General features: G+C 38.7%; 9 protein-coding genes. 4 read left to right on the top strand and 5 right to left on the bottom strand.

Going from position 1 to position 11,283, the window contains the following annotated elements; genetic code table 11:
* Window positions 1–87 precede the first annotated feature (87 nt).
* A complete protein-coding gene (gene ade, locus ACO1O5_RS03750; protein WP_486268497.1) occupies window positions 88–1,722 on the bottom strand; it encodes an adenine deaminase in 1,635 nt (544 codons plus the stop codon).
* A gap of 128 nt (window positions 1,723–1,850) precedes the next feature.
* Here ade and ACO1O5_RS03745 point away from each other — a divergent pair, with 128 nt between their 5' ends.
* Both ACO1O5_RS03745 and ACO1O5_RS03740 read left to right on the top strand, forming a co-directional pair.
* Complete coding sequence (locus ACO1O5_RS03745; protein WP_486268496.1) at window positions 1,851–2,582, top strand: hypothetical protein; 732 nt, start codon at window positions 1,851–1,853, stop codon at window positions 2,580–2,582.
* Window positions 2,583–2,735: 153 nt separating this feature from the next.
* On the top strand, window positions 2,736–5,858 hold the full coding sequence (locus tag ACO1O5_RS03740) for a WD40/YVTN/BNR-like repeat-containing protein (RefSeq protein ID WP_486268495.1): 3,123 nt from the start codon (window positions 2,736–2,738) through the stop codon (window positions 5,856–5,858).
* A gap of 30 nt (window positions 5,859–5,888) precedes the next feature.
* Here the strand turns inward: ACO1O5_RS03740 and trmD are convergent, their stop codons facing one another.
* Window positions 5,889–6,563 (bottom strand): tRNA (guanosine(37)-N1)-methyltransferase TrmD, encoded by a 675-nt coding sequence (gene trmD, locus ACO1O5_RS03735; protein WP_486268494.1) that lies wholly within the window; start codon window positions 6,561–6,563, stop codon window positions 5,889–5,891.
* Window positions 6,564–6,610: 47 nt separating this feature from the next.
* A complete protein-coding gene (locus ACO1O5_RS03730; RefSeq protein ID WP_486268493.1) occupies window positions 6,611–6,994 on the bottom strand; it encodes an RNA-binding S4 domain-containing protein in 384 nt (127 codons plus the stop codon).
* Window positions 6,995–7,073: 79 nt separating this feature from the next.
* Between ACO1O5_RS03730 and ACO1O5_RS03725 the strand changes: the two genes are divergently transcribed.
* The gene (locus ACO1O5_RS03725; RefSeq protein WP_486268492.1) at window positions 7,074–9,269 is read left to right on the top strand and encodes a S9 family peptidase; all 2,196 of its coding nucleotides are present in this window, start codon (window positions 7,074–7,076) and stop codon (window positions 9,267–9,269) included.
* A 32-nt stretch (window positions 9,270–9,301) separates the two neighbouring features.
* Window positions 9,302–9,793 carry a Riean_0653 family protein gene (locus tag ACO1O5_RS03720; protein WP_486268491.1) on the top strand — a complete coding sequence of 164 codons (492 nt, stop codon included), beginning with the start codon at window positions 9,302–9,304 and terminating at the stop codon, window positions 9,791–9,793.
* 78 nt (window positions 9,794–9,871) lie between these two features.
* Here the strand turns inward: ACO1O5_RS03720 and ACO1O5_RS03715 are convergent, their stop codons facing one another.
* Both ACO1O5_RS03715 and rpsP read right to left on the bottom strand, forming a co-directional pair.
* Entirely contained in the window at window positions 9,872–10,552 is a 681-nt protein-coding gene (locus ACO1O5_RS03715) for a lipid-binding SYLF domain-containing protein (protein ID WP_486268490.1), read from the bottom strand.
* Between the two features lie 244 nt (window positions 10,553–10,796).
* On the bottom strand, window positions 10,797–11,270 hold the full coding sequence (gene rpsP, locus ACO1O5_RS03710) for a 30S ribosomal protein S16 (RefSeq protein ID WP_486268489.1): 474 nt from the start codon (window positions 11,268–11,270) through the stop codon (window positions 10,797–10,799).
* Between the last annotated feature and the right edge of the window lie 13 nt (window positions 11,271–11,283).

Below are 11,283 nucleotides of genomic sequence, written 5' to 3'. Positions count from 1 at the left end.
TTTGAATTTTTATTTACTAATACTGACATGAATAAATTTTAAGTAGGCAAATATAGGAAAGTATGATTTTACCTTTCAATTACTGTTTTAATTTATGAAACCAAATGCGTCGCCATCAAATAACCCGAGGTCGCTTAATTTCACATGAGGAATTACCAACAAAGCCATAAACGATAGCGTCATAAAAGGTGCAGATAAATTTGATCCAAGACTTTTGGCTGCTTTATCAATTTGCGTGTACGCCTCTGCTATTTTATAACCATTTTCATTACTCATTAGCCCCGCAACTGGTAAAGCCAAAATATGATTCACAGAAGAATCCGAAGCAACAACACAACTAACTCCACCTTCTTGGTCGATAATTGAATTTACGGCACTGCAAAGGCTTTCATCATCTGCGCCTACTGCAATTATATTATGGCTGTCGTGTGCTACTGAAGAGGCAATAGCTCCTTTTTTCAATCCAAAATTTTTGACAAAGCCTTTTGCAATGGGAGCATCTTTATAACGGTTGACCACTACCATTTTCAAGATATCGTTATCAACATCGCTTACATAACAATCATTTTCAATCTTTGGATTGATGGTAATTTTATTGGTGATTAACTGTCCATCCAATGCTTCAATAGCTGTTACTTTTTCAGTAACATTTTTATTATAAATAAAATCAGAAACACTTTTTTTACTGCAATGAAAATTATTGATTACTGCAGCTTTTGGTGCATTGATTTTTGTTACGCCATTTTCAGCAACAAGCTCGCCTTTAATATAGGTTTTAATGACGCTGAAGGTTTTTAACTCATTTACAATAATGAAGTCTGCGTCATCCCCAGCCTTTAATAATCCTACATTCATTTTGTAATGCTTTACCGGATTTATGCATGCAGCTTTTAAGACTTTAAACAAATCAATACCTTTTGCAACAGCTCTTTCGCAAAGTTCATTTATATGGCCACTCACCAAACTGTCCGGATGCTTATCGTCACTGCAGAACATCATCTCATCTTCGTAATCGCTCAACAAATCAATAAGCGCTTCGAAATTTTTTGCGGCGCTGCCTTCACGAATTAAAATCTTCATTCCATACTGTAACTTCTCCAGCGCTTCTTCTTTTGTAAAACACTCATGATCCGTGCTGATCCCTGCATCGATATATTTCTTTGCAGCTTCGCCCCTCAGGCCGGGCGCATGACCATCAACTGGCTTTTCGTAAATTTTGGCTGAATTAATTTTGGCTTCTACTTCTTCGTCGTGATGGAACACGCCCGGAAAGTTCATCATCTCACTTAAATAATTTATGTCATCTCTTTCTAAAAGCGCATCGACATCGTTTGCATTTAAAGAAGCACCGGCTGTTTCAAAATCCGTTGCTGGCACGCAACTAGGCGCTCCAAAATAAAATTTAAATGGAACCATTTTACCATTTTCAATCATGTAGTCCACGCCCCGCATGCCGCATACGTTCGCTATTTCATGGGGATCGCTTATGGTAGCAACTGTGCCATGAACTACTGCAAGTTTTGCAAACTCTGACGGCACTAACATCGAACTTTCGATATGCACGTGCGCATCAATAAAACCCGGTAAGATAAATGGAGCGTCTTCTTTTTGATTTGCTATCTCTTTTACAGATAGAATTTTTCCCCCGTCAATTTCAACAATACCATAGAAGATTTTTCTTCTTTCTACATCAATAATATTTCCTTCTTCAAATAAACTCATTTATAAAATTTTAAGCATCATACCGTAATTTAACTGTGACACGAATTTTTTAAATTTATTATTAATTGTGAAATTGAAAAAATTAATCATTTAATAATTCCGGTAACTTGCAAATAAAATTCTAAAAGGTGAAAAATATAGTTGTCTTTGTTGTATTTATTCTTTGTTTGGTTTTTGTTCAATTTGCCAACGGACAATCTGTGGATGACATAATAGATCAATATATTAATGCACGCGGAGGAAAAGATAAATTGGCTTCTATACAGTCTGTTCATTTTGAAGGTACCAGACAAATGATGGGGAATGAGGTTGATGTAAAAATCACTAAAGTTGATGGAAAGCTTAGCAGGGTAGATTTTAGCATGGGAGGCAATGACGGATATACAATTGTTACCCCGGATAAAGGCTGGACTTACATTCCGATGATGTCTGATAAAGTAAATGAAATGCCCGAAGCAAGATTAAAAGCACAGCAGGATCAAATGGATATTGCGGGCCCGCTGGTAAATTACGCAGCAAAAGGTTACAAGGCCGAATTAGAAGGAAAGGATACTATTAATGGCCAGGAGGCCTGGAAAATTCAACTAACAAGCAGCACCGGTAAAACCATTACTTTTCTTATAGACACAAAATCGAAGCTACTTATTCAAACAAAACAAATGAGTGAAGGCGGCGGACGCAATAACAGCGGTCCGGTGGAAATTGTTACAGATTATAGCGACTATAAAGACGTTGATGGCGTTATGTTTCCTCAAACAATAAACGTGGAAGGCAGTGGTATGGGAGCAGGTCCCATGACCTTCGATAAAATTGAAGTGAATCAACCTGTAGACGAAAAACTTTATAAGCCATCTAATTAAAACAAACCACAAGTTTCATGAGCCGGTTTTTGACCGGCTTTTTTTTCAAAATAAATACAGTAACAAAACCATTTGCTAATAAGTAATTCTGGCAAGTCACTAACACTTGTTACTTTTAATGTTTCAATTCCGCTAAAAAATTATTTCTTATACATGAAAAAGTTTCTCTTTCTATCGCTATCCATTTTGCTAATATCTGTTGGTTTCGCACAAAAAAAACAAAAACAGGTTTCAGCCTCAAACGAAGACAGTATTTTATTAGCCAAAACGAAATACAGGCTGGTAGGGCCTTTTCGCGGAGGAAGAAGCGGAACCGTAGCCGGTGACTATAAAGATAAAAACACTTTTTATTTCGGTGCAACCGGTGGCGGCGTGTGGAAAACACAAGATGGCGGCAGTAACTGGAAAAACATTTCGGACAAATTTTTTGGAGGCTCTATAGGCAGTGTTGCTGTCGCGCCTTCCAACTCTTCAACTATTTATGTGGGTGAAGGTGAATCGACCCTACGCAGTAACGTTAGTGAAGGACATGGCATGTGGCGCAGCGATGATGGTGGGAGAAACTGGAGACATATTGGCCTCGACAATTCAAGACACATTATGCGAATAGTAATTCATCCAACTAATCCGGATATTGCATGGGTGGCGGCCCTCGGTCATTTGTTTGGACCATCAGAAGACAGAGGAATTTATAAAACCGTGGATGGAGGCAAAACATGGAAGCGAGTTTTATATGCTGATGATACAACCGGCGTCGCAGAAATTGTAATGGAGCCCGGCAACCCTTCTGTTTTGTATGCGGCAACGTGGACGGTTAAACGCACTCCCTACAGCCTTGAAAGCGGTGGCAAAGGCAGCGCATTATGGAAAAGTACTGATGGCGGAGACACCTGGAAAAACCTTGATGATAAAAAAGGATTTCCGGGTAACACAATTTTAGGCAATATCGGTATTGCGGTATCACCAGTCAATCCCGAAAGAGTATTTGCATTGGTCGAATCATCGAAAGGTGGCTTGTTTAGAAGTGATGATGGCGGCGAAACATGGACGCTCGAAAGTACCGACCCGAATGTACGGCAGCGGGCGTGGTATTTTAGTAAAATATATTGCGATCCTAAAAATGCTGACATAATTTATGGGCTTAATGTGAACATGTATAAAAGCAGTGATGGCGGTAAAACATTTAAAGGAATCAATACACCACACAGTGATCATCACGATCTTTGGATAGACCCTGAAAATGCTGACAGAATGATTTTGGCCGATGACGGTGGCGCCCAAATCAGTTTTGATGGTGGCGATAACTGGAGTACGTATTATAACCAGCCCACCGCCCAATTCTACCGGGTTTCAACTGATAACCATTTCCCTTATCGACTGCTTGGAGCACAACAGGATAACAGCACGGTTCGTATTTTATCGAGATCAGAAAGCAATGAAATCAATCAAAGCGATTGGTCTTCCACTGCCGGCTTTGAGAGCGGGTATGTTGTGGCAGATCCTTTAAATCCGGATATTGTTTACGGCGGTAATTATGGAAATCTTATTTCACGTTTCGATCATAAAACAGGAGAAAACCGTTCCGTAAGTGTTTGGCCTGTGTATGATTTGGGCAGCGGGGCAGATGTTTCGAAATATCGGTTTCAATGGAATTTCCCTATTTTCTTTTCGCCCAATAACCCAAAGAAATTATATGCTGCGGGAAATGTTTTATTCGCTACAGAAGATGAAGGTGCTACCTGGAAAGCACTCAGTGGCGACCTAACCACAAACGATAAATCCAAACAAAAATCAAGCGGAGGCCCGATAACACAGGACAATACAGGCGCAGAAACGTATTGCACCATTTTCACGGCGATGGAATCGCTGCTTGAAAAAGATTTGTTATGGACCGGCAGCGATGATGGCCTCATCAATGTAAGCAAAGATGGAGGCAGGCACTGGGAAAATGTAACACCTCCGGCAGCAGGAAAATTAATGATGTGGAACTGCGTGGAAGCCGATCCATTTAAAAAAGGAACGGCTTATTTCGTTGGCACAAAATATAAACTTGATGATTATACACCTTATATTTTTGTTACCGGCGATTATGGAAAAACATGGAAGAAAATAACTAACGGTATAGCACCCACGCACTTTGCAAGATGCCTGCGTGCAGACAAAAAACGCCCCGGGCTTTTATATTGCGGTACTGAATATGGCATGTACATCAGTTATGATTATGGCGAAAACTGGAAACCTTTTCAACTTAATCTGCCAACGGTTCCTATAACAGATCTCACCATAAAAAACAATGATCTTGTTGTGGCTACACAGGGAAGGTCGTTTTACATATTGGATGATTTGGGTGTAGTACAAAACATCGATAAAAACGTTACTCAAAGAGATATATACATTTACCCCGTTGATACTGCTTATCGCATGAATGGTTCCCAAAACCTAAATGTAAAAAATGCTGGTATTAATCCGCCAAATGGTGTTGTGGTAAATTATTATTTGAAAGACGTAAAAGATAGCAGCCTGGTAAAAATATTTGTGTTTGATAAGGATAAAAAAATAATCAGTTCGTTCAGCACCAAGCCTTCAGGCGACACCGGAAAAATTGAAGTGTCAAAAGGGATGAACCAGTTCGTATGGAACATGCAATACGCACCCGCAGAAAAAATCGATGGAATGGTACTATGGAATGGAAATGTACCAGGGCCAAAGGCAATACCTGGCAGTTATTCTATCCGCATTGTAAATTATGATAAGAAAGATAGTGCTGACGCTGAAGCCAGCATTAAGGCAAATCCAAACTATAAAGAGACCCAGCAGGAATATCAGGAACAGTTGAATTTTTTAATTTCTGTGAGAGATAAATTCTCTGAGGTTCAAATGGCCATCAAAAACATTCGTGAGGTAAGAAAACAAATAAATGATTTCATGGCTTTGCAGGGAAAAGACACAGCGGGCGAAATAAAAATTATGGCTGACTCTATTAATAAACGAATGACAGCTATTGAGGAAGCACTATATCAAACCAAAGCGAAGAGTGGCGAAGATGTTTTAAACTATCCTATTCGTTTAAACGATCAGATTTCCGGGTTATACGATTATGCCGCTTCAGGAAATTATGCTCCTACTCAGCAGGTCAAAGAAGCCTTTGCCTTTTTAAGCGCCAAGGCCGATGTGGAACTCAATAAATTAAAGGAAATTATGAATGGCGACGTGCCGAAATTCAACGAGTTGATTAGGGAAAAGCATTTGCCGGTAATAGGTGTAAAGAAAGAATAATTAATTATTGATTAATAATTGTTGCCGCCATCAATCTGACAAGTCAGGCCTTCTTTCTTTTGTTCTCTCTAAAGATTGCTCATGCCGCCAGTCTTCAATTTTTGTATGATTCCCGCTCATTAAAATGTCGGGTACCTTCCATCCCCTGAATTCCTCGGGCCTTGTGTAAACTGGAGGAGCCAATAAGTTATCCTGGAATGAATCCGTTAGTGCAGAAGTTTCATCATTCAAAACACCGGGCAACAATCTACCGATAGCATCCACAAGTACGGCTGCACCTAATTCTCCGCCGCTTAACACATAATCACCAATTGAAATTTCTTTAGTAATAAAATGATCACGTACTCTTTGGTCAATTCCCTTGTAATGGCCACAAATGAGCAATAAATTCTCTTTCAATGATAATGCATTTGCAGTCTTCTGATTGAATTTTTCACCATCGGGTGTGAGAAAAATAACCTCGTCATAGTTGGTATTTTTCTGCAAAGTTTCAATAGCATTTACAAGTGGTTCAATCATCATAACAAGTCCTGCTCCTCCGCCAAACTGATAATCATCTACCTGTCCGTGTTTGTAATTGGTATAATCTCTCAGATTGTAGCAATTCACTTCAAGCAAACCTTTTTCCTTTGCCCTCTTAATAATGGAATGCTCAAAGAAACTTTGCATTAATTGCGGTATAACAGATATGATATCAATCTTCATTATGCAAATGTAAGGTGTAAGGCTGCCGAAGTGACCAGGCGTTTCAGCTACTCGAAAAATTCGTCAAGATTTCTTTTTTCTTTTTTTGTTGGTCGACCTTTTTTACTTTTTCTCTTCCCTGTATTAAAGACAAAGGATGCGCTTTGAATTTTTTCCTTTTGTTCTTCCGGTGTGAGATCAATATAATATTTTATTGCATCAGCAAACTGAACCCTGTTGTGCAACAATCCGCTTACTTCTATTAACCATTTTTTTGCTTCCGTTTTCACTTCATATTGTTCACCGACATTGACTGTTTTGGATGCTTTTACATTAGCGCCTTTATATTTCACTTTTCCATTATTACATGCATCAGCAGCGAGACTGCGTGTTTTAAAAATGCGTATAGCCCACAAATATTTATCGATACGTAATTTCTCCTTTTCGTTCATATACAAATTTAAAATGAATTACATAAATGGTACCATCAACTAATTAGTGTGATGTATTTTTACCGATAAATAAATATCCATGTCAACTATCAAAATTAAATTTTCTTGTCTCGCTATTTTCTTAATTATTTCAGTTGCATCATTCAGCCAGTTTCGTGCTAAAGAAATTAACTGGACGCCTGACGGTACCGCCTACCTGCAATTGAAGGATGGTAATATCGTTAGAACCGATGTAAAAACCAATTCAGAAACAATTATTGTAAAAAAAGAACAATTAACACCTTCCGGTGCAGAGGTGCCTTTGTCTTTTCAGATTTATAGTTTTTCTCCTGATTATAAAAATTTACTGATTTTTACGAATACAGCAAAAGTATGGCGATATCACACCCGCGGCGACTATTGGATATTGGATGTTGCGTCCAATCAAATGATGCAACTTGGCAAGGGCCTGCCCTCTCAATCTCTCATGTTTGCAAAAATTTCTCCTGATGGAAAAAATGCTGCATATGTAAGTGAGCATAATTTATATATGGAAGATCTCTCTTCGCATAAAATAACACAACTAACGAGTGACGGTACCCGAAAATTTATTAACGGAACTTTTGACTGGGCATATGAAGAAGAATTAGGCTGCCGGGATGGTTTTCGCTGGAGCCCGGATAGTAAAATGATAGCATTCTGGCAGGTAGATGCCACAAAGATCCGCGACTATTATATGCTCAATACCACCGACTCCCAATATTCTCATGTAATTCCAGTAGAATATCCTAAGGTGGGCTGGCCTCCGTCGCCGGTACGTATTGGTGTGATCACGCTAAGCGATGCCAAAACCAAATGGATGAACATACCGGGCGATCCACAAGAACACTATCTGCCGAGAATGGAATGGGCTGACAATTCCAACGCATTGGTAGTTCAGCAATTGAACAGAAAGCAAAACGAAAGCAAATTGTTTTATTGCGATGTTACCACCGGGAATGCCACTAATTTTTACACCGAAGACGACAAAGCCTGGATAGATATTAAATCACGGTGGAATAATAATGACCCCACAGGCTGGGATTGGCTGAATAACGGAAAAGATTTTTTATGGGTGAGTGAAAAGGATGGATGGAGGCATATTTTTTTGATAAGCAGGAACGGTAAAAAAGAAACTTTAATAACAAAGGGCAATTATGATATTGAAAATATTAAATGCATAGACGACAAAAATAATTTTGTGTATTTTATGGCTTCGCCAAATAATGCTACCCAACTTTATTTATACCGCGTCAAAATGGATGGCAAAGGAAAATTAGAATTATTGTCTCCGGCAAATTTGGCAGGAACGCACGACTACGATATATCTCCGGGGGCTAAATACGCTATGCATTCATTTTCCAACTATAAGACTCCGCCTGTACGTGAATGGATTTCTTTACCAGACCACAGACCGCTAGACGCAGAAAAAAGCATTGCGAAGACTATGAAAGTGAATGAAAATTCTAATATTGAATATTTCAAAGTAACCACTGATGATAATATTACATTGGATGGCTGGATGGTAAAGCCAGATAATTTTGATTCCACAAAAAAATATCCCGTAGTATTTTTTGTTTATGGCGAACCCGGTTCTTCCACTGTTGGTGATAGATACAGGGCGCAATCAAATTTTTTGTATAATGGAAATATGAGTAAGGATGGTTATATACGAATTTCGGTTGATAATCGTGGCACGCCTTCATTACGTGGAGCAGCATGGCGCAAAAGTATTTACGGACAGTTAGGGAGACTAAATATCCACGACCAGGCAATGGCAGCAAAAAAATTATTGGAGGAGATGCCCTATTTAGATTCAAGCCGCGTTGCTGTTTGGGGATGGAGTGGCGGCGGTTCTTCCACACTTAACCTCATGTTTCAGTATCCTGAAATTTATAAAACCGGTATATCAATCTCTGCAGTTGACAATCTATTGTTTTACGATAATATTTATGAAGAAAGATATATGGGACTTCCCCAGGACAATATGGACAACTACATAAAAGGTTCTCCGATTTATTATGCAAAATATCTCAAGGGAAATTTATTATTCATTCATGGAACCGGAGATGACAATGTACAATATGATAACGCTGAAGCCATGTTGAATGAATTAATCAAATACAATAAAACGTTCCAGTTTATGCCTTATCCCAACAGGACACACAGCATTTCAGAAGGGCCTGGCACACGTGAGCATTTGTCATCTTTATACACGGCCTTTTTAAGGAAAAACTGCCCGCCCGGAGCAAGGTAAATCTTGTTATATTTGGATATAAAATATCGGCTATGCGATCTTTTGCCATTGCGATGTTGATGCTGAGTTTATGCATTTTATTTTCCTGTCAAAAAAAATTTGAAGACCCAAATATTATTCCGACAACAGGTACAGCTGATTTCAGAGCAAAAATTAACGGTGCTCCCTTCGTTGCCGTGCTTACCGGTGCCGCCATAAGAGATGATAGTGTAATATCTATTGCAGCAGAATCGAATGACAAGCAAATGATCGTATTCGCCGTTAAGGATTCCGGAGTTCACATTTATACTCTTGCAATGAAAAGTGCATTTAATTTTGGAGGATACACAGATGCTACCAGCATAGCTTTCAGTTCAAATGAGGGAATTGATCCAGGTGATTCAGGAGGAAACCTTGCCATAACTTCAATAGATCGTATAAACAAATTAATTAGCGGAACATTTAGTTTCAAGGCATTTCACCAGGATACCAGAACGCAAAGAAATATATCGGAAGGAGTTTTTAAAAATATCCCCTATTTATAGTGACTAAGCACCTAAAATTTAAAAGCCGCAATCGACAATTGATTACGGCTTGATAAATTGTTCGATAATTGATTCTTACTAATATAGACTTTTAAGCTCACTTTTCAGATCAGTAACAGATTTAGTCTCGTTTTCTGTAGAATTAGAAAAAAGTTCTTCAGCATCCAGGGCTTTTCCATAAAATGCCTCGTTGGCTTTACTATCAACGCTTATTGCCGAACCGCTTAAACTGATACCCGCAAATAAACCTTTGCTTCTTGAATAGGAATATACTTCAGCTTCCATTTTATAATCAGTGCTTGCAGTCGAGTTGCGTCCTACAGGACCCGCCGTCGCTGAAATATCGCCACCCAAGGTGAAACTTCCTTTTCCGATCTTTTCCAAAGTTTCGGCTTTCTTAAAGATTAATACTAGATCAACAGATTGCACACCAGCCTGCAAACCCACGCTTCCGCCTGTAATTGTTACAAATACGGGATTGCTCCATGAACCATCGGCCAATTTGACCATTGCAATTCCCTTTCCTCTTTTCGCTGCTAAAACGAAACCGCCATTTATAAGCCTTGGAACAATTATAATTCCCTCCGTAACCTGCAGTAATTTTTCAGGAATACTTTCCTTCATGGCACCAAAATCTTTTAATACCTGCGTGGAGGCTGTAATTTTATCCTCTTGCTTTTCCTGGCTTTTTGCCTGTATAAAAAACAGCGAAAAAATAATTACTAATGCATAAAGCTTTGAAATCTTATACGCTTTCATATTACATGTTTTATAGTTTAATAATATAGATGTGCTACACAACATTAATGCCACTAACTTCTATAAAAATATATAAATGGCTCATACCAAGAATTTTCAATAGATTATTGATATTAATTTAACTATTTGTCTAACATCAATTTATTGCCAGTAGTTGGCGTCAATAGTAAAATTGTGGGTTTTTTGCATAAAAAAAGCCGTACCAATTTAATTTGGTACAGCTCTGATGTAGTATTAATATTTTTTACTCTCCCTTTGTTGAAGATTCTTTTGGCGACGCTGACTCAGTCTTTGCAGGCGCAGAACGTTCTGTTCTTTTTACATAAGGCTGGCGGCTGGTCGGCCTGCTCTTTTTATGTGATTCCTGGCGCTTTGCGAACTCAGAATCATGTTCAGTACTCCATTTAGTAAATTTCTCCATCGCAGTTGCTTCATCAAATAAGCCAAGTGTAACACCACGAAGCAAATGTTTCAGGTATAATACACCTTTAAAGCTTAAAATGCGACGAACAGTATCAGTAGGTTGAGCACCTTTGTGCAACCATTCCAATGCTTTTTGACGATCGATTTGAATACTGGCCGGAACAGTAAGTGGATTATATGATCCTAATTTCTGGATGAATTTACCATCACGCGGGCTACGGGCATCAGCAACTACTATAAAGTAAAATGGTCTCTTCTTGGAGCCATGACGTTGCAATCTCATTTTTACAGCCATAAAAAATAGAAAT

The organism is Ginsengibacter sp. (assembly GCF_057362405.1).
Note: the sequence above shows the minus strand (reverse complement) of the source record. Positions and strands in the feature narration are given on the sequence as shown.